This window comes from Mesorhizobium sp. PL10, assembly GCF_053714315.1.
The window spans coordinates 63,699-78,650 of the sequence record NZ_JBSKBR010000003.1; the positions used below are offsets into that span (position 1 = coordinate 63,699).

Here is a 14,952-nt window from a genome sequence, read left to right on the forward strand (position 1 = left end):
TGCTCACCCTGGTTAAAGACGATCAGTTTTTCGCCGCAGCCTCCATCGGCGTCTGCGAATGGAACATCATCTTCCAGCCGTCGGCGCGATGGACATAACCGGTGCTGACCAGCGCCGCGTAGGCCTCGCCATTGGGCCGCGTCGCATGCGCTTCATAGGTCAGCATGACGATATCGCTGCCCGGCTCGACCATGCCTTTGACCTCGATATCGAGATCGCGCCACTGGTTGGGCTTCTTGGCGGTTTCTGCCAAATCTGCATTGCTCATGGCCTGCGCCATCTCAGGGAAAGCCACAAGGCACTCCGCGTCGGCATTGGCTGCGTAATAGGCCTTATCGCCTGTCCAGAACCCTCTTTCGAGGTCAAGCAAGTCTTTCTTATTGGCCGTGATCCGTTTGATGGCTGACATCGCAAATCCTCCATGCGCGTAGACGAGCGGTCGCTCACAGGCTAACGCATGGTTGCCACGGCAGTTCCGAGGATCAGTTGGTCGTGTCGGCGTCCGGCTCGGTCGCGTCCGGTTGTGCCTCTGCCGCAGCAGGCTTCGGCTTCGAGGTGTCGACCTTGGGTGTTTCGGCCTTGGCCGCGTCAGGTGGCGGCACGTCCGACTTCTGCTTGCAGCCCTTCAGCCACACGTCATAGACGGCATGCTCGACGGCATTGAGGCCAGGACTTTCGGCAAACATCCAGCCGGTGAAGATGCGGCGAATCTTGCGGTCGAGCGTGATCTCGTCGACCTCGACGAAGGAATCGGTCTTCGGTTCCTCGTTCTCCGGCCGCGAATAGCAGATGCGCGGCGTCACCTGCAAAGCGCCGAACTGCACGGTTTCGTCGATATAGACATCGAAGGTTATGATGCGGCCGGTGATCTTGTCGATGCCGGCGAATTCGGCGACCGGGTTGGTGATGCGATCGGAGATTGCCGGCGCCGCGGCAGGCGCCTGGGCTGCCGCAAACGCGGTCGGCCACATGGCAACAGCGGCAACTGCCGTCAGTCCGGCCATCGATGTCAGGCTGAAAATGTTCATGCTGATATACCGGTGGTTTGGGCTAGGGTGATTCTGTCACGCCCGAGGCTATTCGCCGTTGTCATACCAGCAAGCAGCTAAACGCCAATTGTGGCGACAAAAGACCGGCCGACGGTCAAGAACCAGGCGTCCACGCATCATAGTCGCCCGTCACCTGCGGACGGTGCTGATTGGTGAGCACGGAACCCTTCGGCCGATAGGCCGCCGGAGTACCCGTGAGGTTCGGCTCGTGCGCCTTTTCCCATTCGCGCGGGCGATAGTCGTCGCTCGGCGGCGCGACATCGACGCGGTGATGGATCCAGCCGTGCCAGCCCGGGGGAATCGCCGAGGCTTCCGAATAGTTGGCGTAGATGACCCAGCGGCGGGTGCGGCCTTCCGAATCGACGCCGCCTTCATAGTAGACATTGCCGACAGCATCCTGGCCGACCTTGCTGCCGTGACGCCAGGTGTTGAAACGCGTTCCCAGCGTCTGACCGTTCCACCACGTGAAAAACTGCTTAAGGAAGGTTTTCATCAAAAATCCTCGCGGCGCGCGGGGCGGCGCCCGCTTCCCTGCTTATGGCGTCAGGTCATCGCGAAGGCAAGGGTTTTGCGCTGCCTGCGGCACTGACGGCACGCCCGAACGCATGGGCGGCGGTCGATCCATTTCGCAACTGCGAACACCACACTTGCCAAGCCGGCTGCGTCTTCCTAAAGCTCTCATCGCCCGGCGCTGGTCAACGCTAGGTGCGGGAGGTGAGGAATGGCCCCAGACGCGTCGGTCGCCAGGATCAGCGCGGAGACGATTCGCACCCGCAAGGGCGGCGTGCCGATCGTCTGCCTGACCGCTTACACCTATCCCGTCGCCCGCCTGCTCGACGACCATGTCGACCTTCTCCTGGTCGGCGACAGCGTTGCCATGGTATTGCACGGCCACAAGACCACGCTCGGCGCCTCGCTGGAGATGATGATCGCCCATGGCCAGGCGGTGATGCGCGGCTCGGCAAAGGCCTGCGTGGTGGTCGACATGCCGGCCGGCAGCTATGAGAATTCGGCCGCGCAAGCCGTTGCCTCGGCACGCCGCATCGTCGATGAAACCGGCTGCCAGGCGGTCAAGCTGGAGGGCGGCGTCGACGTCAGCGGCCAGATCGCGGCAATTGTCGCCTCAGGCATTCCGGTGATGGGTCATATCGGCCTGCAGCCGCAATCGGTGGAAAAGGACGGCGGCTACAAGATCAAGGGCCGTACGCCGGAGAATGTAGCTGCCCTCATGCGCGACGCCGATGCGGTCGAAAAAGCTGGCGCCTTTTCGCTGGTCATCGAAGGTACGGTCGAGACTGTTGCCGCCGAACTCACCCAGCGCGTCGCCATTCCAACCATCGGCATCGGCGCCAGCAGCGATTGCGACGGCCAGATCCTGGTCATCGACGACATGATCGGCCTGACCGTCGACCGGGTGCCGAAATTCGTCAAGGAATACGCTGACTTGCGCGGCGTGGTCGCCGATGCCGCCGCTCGTTACGCGGCGGAGGTGCGCAATCGCACCTTTCCCGGACCGGGCCATGTCTTTTCAGTCAAAGAGGGCAAGGACAACGCATGAACCAGCCTGTCGTTGTCGACACTGTGCTTGCCCTTCGCGCCGTGATCCGCGACTGGCGGCGCGACGGGCTCAGCGTTGCCCTGGTGCCGACCATGGGCGCGCTGCATGACGGCCATATCTCGCTGGTCAGGGCCGCGCTTTCGACGGCCGATCGCTGCGTCGTCTCGATCTTCGTCAATCCGGCCCAGTTCGCGCCCACCGAAGACCTCGACAAGTATCCTCGCCAGCTGGGTCGCGACCTCGAACAGCTGGCGCAAGCCGGCGCCCATCTTGCCTTCACCCCAATGGTCTCCGAAATGTACCCGGCGGGTTTCGCCACCAGGATTTTGGTCGGCGGCCCGTCTTCGGGGCTAGAATCGGATTTCAGGCCGACCTTCTTCGAGGGCGTCGCCACGGTTGTGGCCAAGCTGTTTCTACAAGCCCTGCCCGATTGCGCCGTCTTCGGCGAAAAGGACTACCAGCAGCTTTGCGTCGTCCGAAAACTCTGCCGCGATCTCGACCTGCCGGTGGATATTGTCGGCGCGCCAACCGTGCGCGATGCGCACGGCCTCGCAATGTCGTCGCGCAACGCCTATCTCGGCGCCGCCGAACTCGGCGTCGCCCGCCAGCTCAATGTCATCCTGCGCCAGGCGGCGGCAGCGCTTGCAGCTGGCACCTACGAAAGCAGCGTGACGGCCAAGGCTGCCGCCGCGCTTCTCGAGGCAGGCTTCGACAGCGTCGACTATGTCGCGGCGCGCGAGAGCCTGACCCTCGCCCCCTGGCGGCGTGACAGCGACGGCCGCCTCCTCGCTGCGGCCTGGCTTGGCAAGACCAGGCTGATCGACAATGTGGAAGTTTCCTCATTTATTCCCTGAAAAAGTCCAAAACCATTCACTTTGATTTGTATCGCAGATTGGCTCGATCGCTCTTACACAGCGACATTTAGAGCCATATTGGCTCGCCTGATGGGCGATCGCACCAAACTAGACGCCGCTGTGGGACGTTTCACAGACGTAACGTACCCGCCAATGTTGTGTGTGACTTCAGGCAAACATAATGTGTGACTTGCCACTACGCCGTAATGTAAACGAGGCTTTATGTCCATCCAGGCCAACATGTTCGGTCGCGCTCTGCCGCAGATCGTCGAGGCCATTTACGATTCGATTGCCGATGTCGGCCGCTGGCAGTCGACGCTCGAGGCCATCTGCAGGTTGGCGATTGGACGGCTTGCCATGCTGGCGGTCGTCGAGACATCGAGCAATTCTGCCCGGTTTTCGATCTCCTGCGGCGACCTCGCCATGCTCGCGGCGTTGCAACGCGATTACGCCTCCGAAGTGCCTTTCTTCAAGGCGGTGCCGAAAATGGACATAGACGTGCCGTTCACCGTCGATAGTGTCTATGCGCTGCAAGGCCCCGATGCCCGGCAAAACTGGATCGAAAGCCGCATCGTGCGCGAGTGGGTGGAACCCAACCGTCTCGACGATTTCTTCTGGGTGGCGCTGATGAGGCAGCCGGCGCGCACCGGCATGCTGATGGTGGTGACCGACAAGGACAGGCCGCAGATCTCAATCAGGGATCTCGATCTGATTTCCACGCTAGCACCCCATGTCCGGCGTGCGGTGACCATCGGCGACCTCTTCGAGGCCGAGCGGCGCAAGTCCGACATCTTTCGCTCGATCATCGAGAGCCTCGACCATCCGGTGCTGATCGTCGCTGAAGACATGCAGATCATCTTCGCCAATCCGGCGGCCGAGGCGCTGCTCGCGCAAAACACCTCAGTGTCCTCGATACGCGGCCAGCTTTCGTTCACTTATGCCAATGCCAACACAGCGATCGGCGGCGCCGTCCACCTCGGCAACCGCAACGAATTCGCGCTCGGACCTTCCGGCATCAACATTCCCCTGGTGCGGGCCATGGCTCCGGCGGTGGCGCATGTCATGCCGCTGGCCCGACGTGACATTTCGGCCCGCATGTCGCAGCGCGCCGCCGCCGCCATCTTCATCGCCGCCGCCGACGCAACACCCGTGCCGGCGCTGGAAGCGATCGCAGCGCTGTTCGGGTTGACCGCGGCGGAAAAGCGCGTCGCCGGTCACGTCGCCGCCGGTCTGACGCGCCGCGAAATCGCGGCAGCCAGCAGCGTCTCGGACGGCACCGTCAAATCACAGCTGGCGACGATCTTCGACAAGACCGCCACCGGCGACCAACGAGAGCTGGCGCTACTGATGCGCGAATTGACGCCGCCGCTGCGCGCGATCTGAGCCATGCACAAGGCTAATCGGCATATTTTTCAAGTATTTGCCGGCAAGGCGGCATAATCCACAATACTAAGCCGGCATTGTTGCAATTCGGCCAAAATCATGGTGCGGTCCTGTCCCGACCCGGAGACGGCGCGCATCGTGCCCGACCGGACGTGACAACAATCTCTGGCACGGTTCCCGAGTTGATAGCGACACGCATAGAACAGCTGCTGCCTTACCTTTTTTTGCTGACCCTGCTTTGCATCGCGCTCGCTTTGCGCCCGCTATTGCCGGTCGACGAGACGCGCTATCTCACCGTCGCGTGGGAAATGTTTATCAGCGGCCATGTCTTCGTGCCGACGATGAACTTCGCACCCTATCTGCAAAAGCCGCCGCTGCTGTTTTGGCTCATCGACCTCGCCTGGAGCCTCTTCGGCGTCAGCCGTGCAGCGGCGATGCTCGTCGTGTTCGCTGCCTCGTCACTGGTCATCTGGTTGACGACCTTGCTCGCCAAAACCCTCTTTCCAGGGCGCCCGGATATCTCGAGCCGCATCCCCTGGCTGATTGCCGGCAGCACCGTGTTCGTCATTTATTCAACCCTCATCCTCTTCGACATGCTGCTCACGGCCTGTGTGCTGGCTGCCCTGCTGTCATTGCTGGCCTTTGCCAGGAGCGGCAACCTTTGGAAGGCGGTGCTGGCGGGTCTGTTCATCGGGCTCGGCGTGCTGGCCAAGGGCCCGGTCGTGCTCATCCATATCGGCGCGCCCATCCTGCTCTATCCCCTTTGGCGCGACCGGCGCGCCGGCCTTGCCCCTTTGCAGTTCTTTGCCGGAGCGGGCCTTGCAGTTCTCGCCGCTCTCATTCCGGTGTCCATCTGGCTGGTGCCGGCGACGATTCTGACCAAGGGGACTTTCGTCTACGATCTTGTCTGGAACGAGTCGGCGGGCCGGGTGACCGGAAACCTGCACAATGCGCATGGCCGGCCGTTTTATTTCTACCTGATGCTGCTGCCGCTCATGTTTGTGCCCTGGGCCTTTATCCCGCCGGTGTGGCGACTGAAGCCGATCGCCGGGATACGGAAACTGATCGACACAACGTCGCCGGATTTGCGCGCCCTGCGCCTGCTTTCGTTCTCTTTCATTGCGGTGCTGCTGGTCTTCAGCGCCATATCCGGCAAGCAGCCGCACTATCTGGTGCCGGCACTGCCTTTTGCAACCATCCTGCTTGGCTATTTCATGACCGAGATTTCACTCTTCCGGCTGAAAGGCACGGCCTTGACCATGCTTGCCATTTTCGCCATCGGCCACGCCGTCGCCTCGGAGACCGCGTTCAAAAGCTACGATATGTCGCCGCTGGCGAGCTTCATCGATGAGCGAAAGGACGCGGACTGGGCCGTCGGGTTCGACTATCAGGGCGAGGTCGGTTTCCTTGCAGGCATGGAGAAGCCGTTCGAGAACGCCGACAAGCCTGATGAGTGGCTCAAATCCCACCCCGGCGGCTACGTCATTGAAAAGCAGCCAAATGATCCAGGCGCCTCCGAGCAGATCGCCTTTCGACAGCCGGTGGAGCGCGGCTATCTGGTCGTCCTGAAAGGACAGCACTAAGTAGTCTGACGTTTATCCCAGCGCCTTCTCGAAGATCAGCGCCGGCAATCCCGAACCGCCGCCGCAATCGGCGGAGCTGCCTGCCGGCAGAAATCCGTTCGAGCGGTAGAAGGCTATGGCCGTTGCATTGGCCTCCTCCACCTCGACGCGCAAAGTGTTTGCTTCCGGAAAGCTGGCCTCGACCTCGTCCAGCAAGGCGCGGCCGATGCCTTGCCGCTGGCAGGCGGGCAGCACATAGAGCTGGTTCAACAGCACGATCTTCGCATCCGTCGTGGCGGCGGCGAAAGCCATGCCGCCGAGCCGCTTGCCATCGTCGGCGACCAGGAATTCCGAGTTCGGCCTGGTCAGCCGCGCTTTGAGCGAGGTGATCGAATGCCAGTCGTCGGTGATCTCAGTCACCCGCTCGACGCCATAAATGGCGTCATACGTCGCGTGCCAGGTTTCGACCAGCAGCGCGCGGATGGCGGCAAGGTCGCGTTCCCCAGCGGTGCGGACGAACATCGTTTTACTCGATGCCGAGCTTGGTCTTGACCAGATCGTTGACCGCCTGCGGGTTGGCCTTGCCGCCGGTTGCTTTCATCACCTGGCCAACGAACCAGCCGGCCATTGTCGGCTTGGCCCGCGCCTGCTCGACCTTGTCGGGGTTGGCGGCAATGACCTCGTCGACTGCCTTCTCGATGGCGCCGGTGTCGGTGACCTGCTTCATGCCGCGGCTTTCGACCAGCTGGCGCGGATCGCCGCCCTCGTTCCAGACGATCTCGAACAAGTCTTTGGCGATCTTGCCGGAGATGGTGCCTTCCTTGATCAGATCGATGACCGCCCCGAGCTGCTCCGGCGAAACCGGAGCGTTTTCAATGTCTTTTCCGGCTTTGTTGAGCTGCCCGAGCAGATCGTTGATGACCCAGTTGGCGGCAAGCTTGCCATCGCGACCGCTGGCGACCTGCTCGAAATAGTCGGCGATCGGCTTTTCCGACACCAGGATCGAGGCGTCGTAGGTCGACAGCCCCAGCGAAGAGATCAGCCGCGCCTTCTTGTCGTCGGGCAGTTCCGGCAACTCCTTGGCCAGCGCATCGACATAGGCCTGGTCGAATTCCAGCGGCAGGAGATCCGGATCGGGGAAGTAGCGGTAGTCATGCGCCTCTTCCTTGGTGCGCATCGAGCGCGTCTCGCCCCTGATGGCATCGAACAGCCGGGTCTCCTGGTGGATCTTGCCGCCATCCTCGAGGATGGCAATCTGGCGGCGCGCCTCGAACTCGATGGCCTGGCCGATGAAGCGGATCGAGTTGACGTTCTTGATCTCGCAGCGCGTGCCGAATTCGCCGCCGGGCTTGCGCACCGAAACGTTGACGTCGGCGCGCATCGAGCCTTCGTCCATGTTGCCGTCGCAAGTGCCGAGATAGCGCACGATGGTGCGCAGCTTGGTGACGTAAGCCTTGGCCTCGTCGGCGGAGCGCATGTCGGGCTTGGAGACGATCTCCATCAGGGCCACGCCCGAGCGGTTGAGGTCGACATAGGACATGGTCGCATGCTGGTCGTGCATCGACTTGCCGGCATCCTGCTCCAGGTGCAGGCGCTCGATGCCGATCTCGATGTCCTCGAACTCGCCCTGCCGGTCGGGGCCGACCGAAATGACGATCGTGCCCTCGCCGACGATCGGCTGCTTGAACTGGGAGATCTGGTAGCCCTGCGGCAAGTCCGGATAGAAGTAGTTTTTCCGGTCGAACACCGACTTGTGGTTGATCTGCGCCTTCAGTCCGAGACCGGTGCGGATGGCCTGCTTGACGCATTCCTCATTGATGACCGGCAGCATGCCGGGCATGGCCGCGTCGACCAGGCTGACATTGGCGTTGGGCGCCGCGCCGAAGGTCGTCGATGCGCCGGAAAAAAGCTTTGCTTCCGAGGTCACCTGCGCATGGACCTCGAGGCCGATGATGATCTCCCAATCGCCGGTGGCGCCGGAGATAAAACGTTTGGCGTCGGGCGTGCGGGTATCGATGAGGGTCATGGTGGCCTGCGCTTTTGGCTCGCGAAAATTGCGATTTTCGCAAATTTGGGTATCGGCCTTCGCTAGTGCAAACCGCTTCGCGAGACAAGCGCCCAAAGAAGCGCATAGCCGCAGTCTGGCCTTTTCAGCCGCTTTCGCCTATAGGACGCCCATCCCAATGGAGAGTGGATGTCCACTTACGCTCAGTCCCGGTAAGGCCCTGACCTCGTAGCGAGGCAGGGGCAAGAAGACCTGAAACCCCGTGCCGTGAAGCTTCGCGGCGGCGGCATTTTTCGTTTTCCCGGGAATTTCTCCAATGGATATTTCGCGCAGCACATGACCCCGAAAATCGGAACCGATTTTCGGAAAGGATCATGTGCCAATTATAAGTGCCACAGCGTCCTTTGCGCGTCCAAAATGACGCGCGGCGCTGTGGAACAGCGCATCCTGCACCTGCTCGCGCAGGGCGGGCGCATCGAAGTCGAAAAGAACCACAAAAGACGGATCGCCACCGTCAAATGCATGACTCGCGACGGCTGGCACTATCCAGGCGTCGATCTCGATCTGTTTCGAAAACTGAGGCGAAGGAAAGCGGTTTCATCTTGCGATGGCGGTCCCTACCGCATCACAAGGCGCGGGCTGCAGCTCGTCCGCTCCGAACTCGACAACCGATAAGATAAGCCCCGCCGGCCGGTATTTCCGGTCGGCGGTCTCTTCGCGGATCAGGCCGTCGCAATATAGGCCCTGATTTCTTCGGCCTCGCGCTCGACATCCTCGATGCGGCGCTTGACCACGTCGCCGATCGACACGATGCCGTCGAGCATCCCATCCTTTTCCACCGGCAGATGGCGGAACCGGCCTCGGGTCATGATCTCCATCACCTCGTTGACCGTGTGGTTCTCGTTGCAGATCTTCACCTTCGGCGTCATCGCCGAGCGCACCGCGATATCAAGTGCGGCAGCGCCTTCCTTGGCAACCACCCGCACGATGTCACGCTCGGAAAGGATACCGACGATCTTGCGATCGCCATTGGTGATGACCAGTGCACCGATCTTGTGGTCGACCAGGATTCGAATGGCTTCGCTCAGCTTTTCATTCGGCCCGAGCGTGAACACGTCATGGCCTTTTTTCTCGAGAATTGCCTTAACCGTCATGGCGTCCTCCTCCTCCTGCTTGGCTAGCCAGCTCCCGCCCTGACCGGCTTCACATAAGAGTGAACATCGTGCGCCGTGATCGGTTGCTTTTCAAGTGCGCCAGCGGGTGCGCTAGTCGGGAGCGCTCTGGTCCTCGGGGATTTCCCATTCAGGCGCCTGCCCGGGCCGGTCGAACCAGCGCAATCCGAAGAAGCCGGCAACGAGGCCGCCAATATGCGCTTCCCAGGCGATCTGGCCGGCCTCGCCGAGCCCGAGACCGTAAAGGCCGGTGACAAGATTGATGACCATCCAGGCACCGAGAAAATTGACGACGCCGCGCAAGCGCAGAACGATTGCGATCGGCAGCACGGGACCGGCAAAGGCAGCCCTGCCGGACGAGCGGTCGGTACGGAACCCGAAACGCGCCGCCGCACCCATCATGCCCGATATCGCACCGGAGGCGCCGACCAGCGGCGCCTCGCCAAATGGGTGGACCGCCCAGAATAGCACCACCGCGGCCAATCCGGTGGCGGCGAAAAACAATGCGAACCGGAACCAGCCGAGACGGTTGGCCAGCGGCGAACCGAAGGCGGCCAGCGCAACCATGTTGATGGCAATGTGGGCAAGGCCGCCATGCATGAAGGCATAGGTGAAAGGACGGGTGAAGAGGAACCAGTCGAAGCCGTATTGGCCGGTGTAGAGGACTGGAATGAAGGCCCCGTCGGTGAGCAATGTTATCTGCTGCTCTTCGGTCAGCACATATTGCTGCAGCAGGAAGACGGCGACGCAGATGCCGATCACCGCCAGCACCACCGGCGGCAGGTTGAACACCGGCTCGCGGCGCGGCGGCGGCGCCTCCTCGGTCTGTTCGGTCTCGGTGGGGCTTGTCGGTTCGCTCATTCACTTGGGTCCAGGGATTCGTTGCGCGAGCTTTAGAGCAAGGATGCTTCGGTTGAAACTGCCCTGCATCCTCTGCCACCTCGCACGGCGCGCTTCAGCGCGGCGTCAGGTGATGACAGCACAAATCGCGCTGTCCTCGATGGCAGAGCCGGGGAGGCGGCATATCTTCTCACCTTGGCCTCAACGGGTTTAGACTAAAAAAAATCGTTGGCCCGGTCGGAGCTCCGCCGTCCTTGATGAAAGGGACGCAATCGGGAGGAGAAAATGCCAGAAAAAATCCTCGTGCTCATCGGGACGAAAAAAGGCGCCTTCATCGCCGAGAGCGATGGCAAGCGCGGGTCGTGGAAGCTGCGCGGTCCGTTCTGCGAGCACTGGCCGATGAACCATGTCGTCGGCGACCCCGAGACCGGCGCGATCTACGGCGCCGGCGGCAACGAATGGTTCGGCCCGGCGGTCTGGAAGTCGGACGACCTTGGCTGGACCTGGACGCATTCCAGCGAGGGCTTGGCCTATGCGGCTGGTGAGGAACCGATCAAGGCGGTGTGGAGCCTCGCCAGGCGCAACGGCAGCCTCTATGCCGGCGTGCAGCCGGCCGGCCTGTTTCGCTCCGACGACGGCGGGGCCACCTGGAGCCACATCGAGGGCCTGCAGCATCACCCAAGCCGCAAGGACTGGAACCCCGGTGGCGCGGGCCTTATCCTCCATTCCATCGTCACGCACCCCAGAGACGAGGAGCAGATTTGGGTGGGCATCTCGTCCGCAGGCGTGTTCTACACCTGGGACGGCGGCAAAACGTGGGAGCCGCGTAACCGGGGCACCCGCGCCGACTTCCTGCCCGAAGGACAAAACTATCCAGAATTCGGCCAGTGCGTGCACTGTCTGGTGATGGCGCCCAGCAAGCCCGACCGGCTCTACCAGCAGAACCATTGCGGCATGTACCGCTCCGACGATGGCGGCAAGAACTGGCAGAGCATCGAGAAGGGCCTCCCCTCGACCTTCGGTTTTCCTGCGGCCACGCATCCGCGCGACGCCGACACGCTTTTCCTTCTGCCGCTCAACGGCGACAGCGCCGGCCGTTACGTGCCGGACGCAAAGGCGGCGGTCTGGAAGACGGAGGATGCGGGCGCCACATGGCTCGACGAGCGCAAGGGTCTGCCGCAGGAGAACTGCTATGCGGGCGTGTTGCGGCAGGCCATGGCGACCGACAGCCTCGAGCCGGCCGGAGTTTATTTCGGCACCAGCGGCGGCTCGCTCTTTGCCAGTGCCAACGAAGGCGAAGACTGGTCGGAGATCGCTCAGCATCTGCCCACGATTCTGTCCGTCGAGACGATGGTAGTGGGCGAGTAGGGCAAATGTCGAACAACCCAGCCCGCAGTGTGCACCTTGTCATCGCGCGGCTTCCGGGCGTGCTCATCGACCTGTTTCCTGGCGCGCCCCGTCGGGTCGAGCTGCCGGCCTCGACTGTGAAGGAAATGATCGACGGGCTCGACGCGCTCTGGCCCGGCATGCGCGACCGGATGTGCGATTCCCGCCCTGCCATCCGCCGTCATATGAACGTTTTCGTCGATGGCGAGAAGGCAACCCTGGAAACCAGGCTCGCGCCCGGCACCGAGGTTTTTATCCTAACAGCAATCAGCGGCGGTTAGGCCAGGGATATCTCCTGGGGACCGGCTGGTGGCAGCCACGTTCATCGCTCGCCGACGGCAGGAAGCTTGACGTCGGGATCCTCGACCGTTTCGAAGCACGCCATTGGCAAATGTTGCTGCTGGCTGGCCGCTACACGCCTCGACCGCGAATCACCAGGCGCGAATCAAAAAGAAACCGTCCAAGGTTTCCCTTGAACGGCTGGTCGAGCCCCTGCTCCCCCTAAAACTCTTGACTGAAGTGCTGCCGATCGTCGCGAAACGACCGCTTCTGGAGTGGTTTTTGTGTGCCACGACGACCGTCGGCGCGCAACGTAAACCACTTGTTAACCTTAACGTCCCCGACCCGTGAACAAGTGTTAACGACGCTGGCACGCATCCTGCTCCGGAACGCATGTAGGTCATCGGAGGGCGCCCTTTCTGTTCACCGATGGGACCATCAGAAAGCAGATTGCGCGGAGTTGCATAGCATGAACCAGAACGGATCAATCACGCTGTTCCATTATTGGAACCGACTGCGTGATGGACGTCCTGCCCCAAAGCGTTCGGAGGTCGAACCGGCCGATATCAAGACGCTTTTGGCCGACACGTTCATCCTGGAAAGGGATACGCGCGGCGAAGCGGTGTTTCGGCTTGCCGGCACCAGGCTTTGCGCCGGCTACGGCCGCGAGCTCAAGGGTTTTTCGTTTCCCTCCCTGTGGCGTGACAAGGACCAGCGGCTGATGTCGCGGCTCATTCACGGCGTCTTCGAGCAAAAATCCGTGGTGCTCATCACCTATGAAGGGTTCAGCCGCAACGGCCGTTCCAACCGCTTCGAACTGCTTGCGCTGCCGCTCGACGGCGGCGTCGAGAACCCGCGCTGCCTCGGCGTCATCAGCGCCGTCGAAAAGCCGTTTTGGCTGGGCGCCGACCCGATCACCGACGCGCTGATCGACGCCATCCGCGTCATCGATCCCGACAAGGAACCGATATTCCTGAAAAACCGGCCGGAAATATCCGTTCCTTCGCTGGCACCTACCGAGCTCGAAGCGCCGGAGACCATCTCGGCGCTCGGTCGGTCGCGACGCATCCGCCACCTCGTGGTGTTCGACGGTGGGCGTGGGGAATAATGCATATCGCTCAAAAGTGGCCCTGATTTTGAGAAAACGACATGCATAAGAACAAAGGCCGGACGCGCGTCGCCTGAATCCGTTCGGACGGGACGCGCTCCAGGCTCAAATCCAGGGCCTGATCTTAAGTATAGGCGGCCCGCTTTTCCCCTTTGTTAACCTGATTTGCTGTAGCGTTTTGGCGTGAAGTTCCACGCACTACGCGGGAATGCCAACGGGGTGTAGGCAGTCATGAGGTCAGCGGCGGTCGAATATGCGCCGTCCCGCGCCGAAAGGCGTAACTTTCAGCGCGTCCGGGTCAAGATCTACGGGCGCTTCATGCTGGAGGACCGCACCGAACACCCGTGCCAGGTGGTCGACATGTCGCCGGGCAATGTAGCGCTGCGCACCGAGCGCGTCGGCATGCCGGGCGAAAAAATCATTGCCTATATCGATCATATCGGCCGCATCGAGGGCGTGGTGACGCGCACCTCGCAGGACGGCTTTGCCATGACCGTCATTGCCTCGGATCGCAAGAAAGACAAGCTTGCCGCGCAATTGACCTGGCTCGCCAACAAGCATGAGCTCGACCTGCCGGAAGACCGCCGCCACGAACGCGTGGCGCCGCGCAACCCGACCAGCGTGCTGCAGCTTACCGATGGACGTCAGTACCAGTGCCGCATCATCGACCTGTCGCTGTCGGGTGCGGCAATCGAAATCGACGTCAAGCCGGCGATCGGCATTCAGGTGATGCTCGGCACCATGCGCGGCCAGGTGGTGCGCCATTTCGAAGATGGCGTCGCCATCGAATTCGCCGTCATCCAGCGCCCGGAAACGCTCGATTCCGAGTTCAACGCCCCGCGCGCCTGACTGGTCGGCAACACGCATTAAAACGAACCGGCCCTTGGCGGCCGGTTTTTTGTTGCCCGGCATTCCGTCTGGTTCTCCTTGTCGCAGTGCGCCACGTCCACGCCCTCTACGCCGCGATTTTGCGTCGAGACCTGAACGATTTTATATTAAAATAGATCAAATTTTATGCTTATTCTATTGGGGTTTTACTCAATGTCTACTTCGGGTTTTTGCGTGAAATAAATCGACCGGTGTCATTGTCTCCTCAAACGGGGAGACTGACCAAATGGCGAAGACGTGGGGCAAGCTGTTGCTCTTGGCAATGGCGATGCAGCTTTCCGCTTGGGGAATGGCGCAAGCAGCGGGACCAGCCTACATGCACACTGGCGGCCGCACCACACAGCCTGTGGGCCACTACGAATTCTGCCAGAAGCTGCCGCCGGAATGCGCGCAGCGTACGCCCAAGCAGGCGCCGGTCGAACTGACCCGCAGGCTGTGGGCGTCGATGGTCAGCATCAACAATTCGGTCAACACCAGGATTGTGCCGCGCACCGACATGGAAATGTGGGGCAAGGAAGAGGTCTGGTCCTACCCCGACAGCGGCTTCGGCGATTGCGAGGACTATGCGCTGGAGAAGCGCCGCGAATTGATGGCGCTTGGCGTTCCCGCCGGCAATCTCTTGATGACCGTGGCGCGCCAGCCGAATGGCGACGGCCATGCGGTGCTCACCGTACGCACCAGCCTTGGCGAGTTCATCCTCGACAATCTGGAGTCCAAGGTGCTGTCCTGGACCGACACCGATTACACTTACCTGAAGCGCCAATCCGACCAGAATTCCGGCATGTGGGTAACGATCAATGACGGCCGCGCCGACGCGGTTGCCAGCGTCCGTTAGGACGCGGAAACAAGAATCACGTCCGCTCAGGAC

Annotated in this window: 18 protein-coding genes; 11 read left to right on the plus strand and 7 right to left on the minus strand. The window is 61.7% G+C overall.

Going from position 1 to position 14,952, the window contains the following annotated elements:
• Positions 1 to 22: 22 nt before the first annotated feature.
• The 3 genes from ACWGTO_RS06440 to ACWGTO_RS06450 all read right to left on the minus strand — a co-directional run bounded on the left by ACWGTO_RS06440 (position 23) and on the right by ACWGTO_RS06450 (position 1,542).
• Complete coding sequence (locus ACWGTO_RS06440) at positions 23 to 268, minus strand: hypothetical protein (RefSeq protein ID WP_454574038.1); 246 nt, start codon at positions 266 to 268, stop codon at positions 23 to 25.
• A 214-nt stretch (positions 269 to 482) separates the two neighbouring features.
• Positions 483 to 1,028, minus strand: coding sequence for a DUF2155 domain-containing protein (locus ACWGTO_RS06445; RefSeq protein WP_454574039.1), 546 nt, complete (start codon positions 1,026 to 1,028; stop codon positions 483 to 485).
• A gap of 115 nt (positions 1,029 to 1,143) precedes the next feature.
• Positions 1,144 to 1,542: an NADH:ubiquinone oxidoreductase subunit NDUFA12 gene (locus ACWGTO_RS06450; RefSeq protein WP_454574040.1), complete on the minus strand. Its 399-nt coding sequence runs from the start codon at positions 1,540 to 1,542 to the stop codon at positions 1,144 to 1,146.
• A gap of 228 nt (positions 1,543 to 1,770) precedes the next feature.
• Between ACWGTO_RS06450 and panB the strand changes: the two genes are divergently transcribed.
• The 4 genes from panB (at position 1,771) to ACWGTO_RS06470 (ending at position 6,427) form a co-directional block, all read left to right on the plus strand.
• Positions 1,771 to 2,607 (plus strand): 3-methyl-2-oxobutanoate hydroxymethyltransferase, encoded by an 837-nt coding sequence (panB, locus tag ACWGTO_RS06455; protein ID WP_454574041.1) that lies wholly within the window; start codon positions 1,771 to 1,773, stop codon positions 2,605 to 2,607.
• Positions 2,604 to 3,461: a pantoate--beta-alanine ligase gene (panC, locus tag ACWGTO_RS06460; protein WP_454574042.1), complete on the plus strand. Its 858-nt coding sequence runs from the start codon at positions 2,604 to 2,606 to the stop codon at positions 3,459 to 3,461. The genes panB and panC overlap by 4 nt, the downstream gene beginning before the upstream one ends.
• A gap of 222 nt (positions 3,462 to 3,683) precedes the next feature.
• Positions 3,684 to 4,844, plus strand: a complete 1,161-nt coding sequence (locus tag ACWGTO_RS06465; RefSeq protein ID WP_454574043.1) for a PAS domain-containing protein — start codon at positions 3,684 to 3,686, stop codon at positions 4,842 to 4,844.
• A gap of 152 nt (positions 4,845 to 4,996) precedes the next feature.
• Positions 4,997 to 6,427 (plus strand): ArnT family glycosyltransferase, encoded by a 1,431-nt coding sequence (locus tag ACWGTO_RS06470; RefSeq protein WP_454574044.1) that lies wholly within the window; start codon positions 4,997 to 4,999, stop codon positions 6,425 to 6,427.
• A gap of 12 nt (positions 6,428 to 6,439) precedes the next feature.
• Here ACWGTO_RS06470 and ACWGTO_RS06475 read toward each other — a convergent pair whose 3' ends face one another.
• On the minus strand, positions 6,440 to 6,928 hold the full coding sequence (locus ACWGTO_RS06475; RefSeq protein WP_454574045.1) for an N-acetyltransferase family protein: 489 nt from the start codon (positions 6,926 to 6,928) through the stop codon (positions 6,440 to 6,442).
• A gap of 4 nt (positions 6,929 to 6,932) precedes the next feature.
• Positions 6,933 to 8,432: an Asp-tRNA(Asn)/Glu-tRNA(Gln) amidotransferase subunit GatB gene (gatB, locus tag ACWGTO_RS06480; RefSeq protein WP_454574046.1), complete on the minus strand. Its 1,500-nt coding sequence runs from the start codon at positions 8,430 to 8,432 to the stop codon at positions 6,933 to 6,935.
• A gap of 396 nt (positions 8,433 to 8,828) precedes the next feature.
• On the opposite strand from gatB, the gene ACWGTO_RS06485 reads away from it, so the two are divergent.
• Entirely contained in the window at positions 8,829 to 9,086 is a 258-nt protein-coding gene (locus tag ACWGTO_RS06485) for a YjhX family toxin (RefSeq protein WP_454574047.1), read from the plus strand.
• Between the two features lie 47 nt (positions 9,087 to 9,133).
• Here ACWGTO_RS06485 and ACWGTO_RS06490 read toward each other — a convergent pair whose 3' ends face one another.
• Both ACWGTO_RS06490 and ACWGTO_RS06495 read right to left on the minus strand, forming a co-directional pair.
• Positions 9,134 to 9,565 carry a CBS domain-containing protein gene (locus tag ACWGTO_RS06490; RefSeq protein ID WP_454574048.1) on the minus strand — a complete coding sequence of 144 codons (432 nt, stop codon included), beginning with the start codon at positions 9,563 to 9,565 and terminating at the stop codon, positions 9,134 to 9,136.
• A gap of 111 nt (positions 9,566 to 9,676) precedes the next feature.
• Positions 9,677 to 10,444 carry a rhomboid family intramembrane serine protease gene (locus ACWGTO_RS06495; RefSeq protein ID WP_454574049.1) on the minus strand — a complete coding sequence of 256 codons (768 nt, stop codon included), beginning with the start codon at positions 10,442 to 10,444 and terminating at the stop codon, positions 9,677 to 9,679.
• A 264-nt stretch (positions 10,445 to 10,708) separates the two neighbouring features.
• Between ACWGTO_RS06495 and ACWGTO_RS06500 the strand changes: the two genes are divergently transcribed.
• The 6 genes from ACWGTO_RS06500 (at position 10,709) to ACWGTO_RS06525 (ending at position 14,919) form a co-directional block, all read left to right on the plus strand.
• Positions 10,709 to 11,791 (plus strand): WD40/YVTN/BNR-like repeat-containing protein, encoded by a 1,083-nt coding sequence (locus tag ACWGTO_RS06500; RefSeq protein WP_454574050.1) that lies wholly within the window; start codon positions 10,709 to 10,711, stop codon positions 11,789 to 11,791.
• A gap of 59 nt (positions 11,792 to 11,850) precedes the next feature.
• A complete protein-coding gene (locus ACWGTO_RS06505) occupies positions 11,851 to 12,090 on the plus strand; it encodes a MoaD/ThiS family protein (RefSeq protein WP_454574051.1) in 240 nt (79 codons plus the stop codon).
• A 103-nt stretch (positions 12,091 to 12,193) separates the two neighbouring features.
• On the plus strand, positions 12,194 to 12,439 hold the full coding sequence (locus ACWGTO_RS06510) for a hypothetical protein (RefSeq protein ID WP_454574052.1): 246 nt from the start codon (positions 12,194 to 12,196) through the stop codon (positions 12,437 to 12,439).
• A 118-nt stretch (positions 12,440 to 12,557) separates the two neighbouring features.
• The gene (locus tag ACWGTO_RS06515) at positions 12,558 to 13,196 is read left to right on the plus strand and encodes a PAS domain-containing protein (protein WP_454574053.1); all 639 of its coding nucleotides are present in this window, start codon (positions 12,558 to 12,560) and stop codon (positions 13,194 to 13,196) included.
• A gap of 231 nt (positions 13,197 to 13,427) precedes the next feature.
• Positions 13,428 to 14,045, plus strand: a complete 618-nt coding sequence (locus ACWGTO_RS06520; RefSeq protein ID WP_454574054.1) for a PilZ domain-containing protein — start codon at positions 13,428 to 13,430, stop codon at positions 14,043 to 14,045.
• 265 nt (positions 14,046 to 14,310) lie between these two features.
• Positions 14,311 to 14,919: a transglutaminase-like cysteine peptidase gene (locus tag ACWGTO_RS06525; RefSeq protein ID WP_454574055.1), complete on the plus strand. Its 609-nt coding sequence runs from the start codon at positions 14,311 to 14,313 to the stop codon at positions 14,917 to 14,919.
• Positions 14,920 to 14,952: the final 33 nt, after the last annotated feature.

Excerpts from the sequence above, each read along its gene's own strand:
- ACWGTO_RS06450 (WP_454574040.1), bottom strand. The coding sequence starts at position 1,542 with ATGAAAACCTTCCTTAAGCAGTTTTTCACGTGGTGGAACGGTCAGACG.
- gatB (WP_454574046.1), bottom strand. The coding sequence starts at position 8,432 with ATGACCCTCATCGATACCCGCACGCCCGACGCCAAACGTTTTATCTCC.
- ACWGTO_RS06500 (WP_454574050.1), top strand. The coding sequence starts at position 10,709 with ATGCCAGAAAAAATCCTCGTGCTCATCGGGACGAAAAAAGGCGCCTTC.
- panC (WP_454574042.1), top strand. The coding sequence starts at position 2,604 with ATGAACCAGCCTGTCGTTGTCGACACTGTGCTTGCCCTTCGCGCCGTG.
- ACWGTO_RS06445 (WP_454574039.1), bottom strand. The coding sequence starts at position 1,028 with ATGAACATTTTCAGCCTGACATCGATGGCCGGACTGACGGCAGTTGCC.
- ACWGTO_RS06525 (WP_454574055.1), top strand. The coding sequence starts at position 14,311 with ATGGCGAAGACGTGGGGCAAGCTGTTGCTCTTGGCAATGGCGATGCAG.
- ACWGTO_RS06465 (WP_454574043.1), top strand. The coding sequence starts at position 3,684 with ATGTCCATCCAGGCCAACATGTTCGGTCGCGCTCTGCCGCAGATCGTC.
- ACWGTO_RS06495 (WP_454574049.1), bottom strand. The coding sequence starts at position 10,444 with ATGAGCGAACCGACAAGCCCCACCGAGACCGAACAGACCGAGGAGGCG.
- ACWGTO_RS06515 (WP_454574053.1), top strand. The coding sequence starts at position 12,558 with ATGAACCAGAACGGATCAATCACGCTGTTCCATTATTGGAACCGACTG.
- ACWGTO_RS06485 (WP_454574047.1), top strand. The coding sequence starts at position 8,829 with ATGACGCGCGGCGCTGTGGAACAGCGCATCCTGCACCTGCTCGCGCAG.
- ACWGTO_RS06440 (WP_454574038.1), bottom strand. The coding sequence starts at position 268 with ATGAGCAATGCAGATTTGGCAGAAACCGCCAAGAAGCCCAACCAGTGG.
- ACWGTO_RS06490 (WP_454574048.1), bottom strand. The coding sequence starts at position 9,565 with ATGACGGTTAAGGCAATTCTCGAGAAAAAAGGCCATGACGTGTTCACG.
- ACWGTO_RS06520 (WP_454574054.1), top strand. The coding sequence starts at position 13,428 with ATGAGGTCAGCGGCGGTCGAATATGCGCCGTCCCGCGCCGAAAGGCGT.
- panB (WP_454574041.1), top strand. The coding sequence starts at position 1,771 with ATGGCCCCAGACGCGTCGGTCGCCAGGATCAGCGCGGAGACGATTCGC.
- ACWGTO_RS06475 (WP_454574045.1), bottom strand. The coding sequence starts at position 6,928 with ATGTTCGTCCGCACCGCTGGGGAACGCGACCTTGCCGCCATCCGCGCG.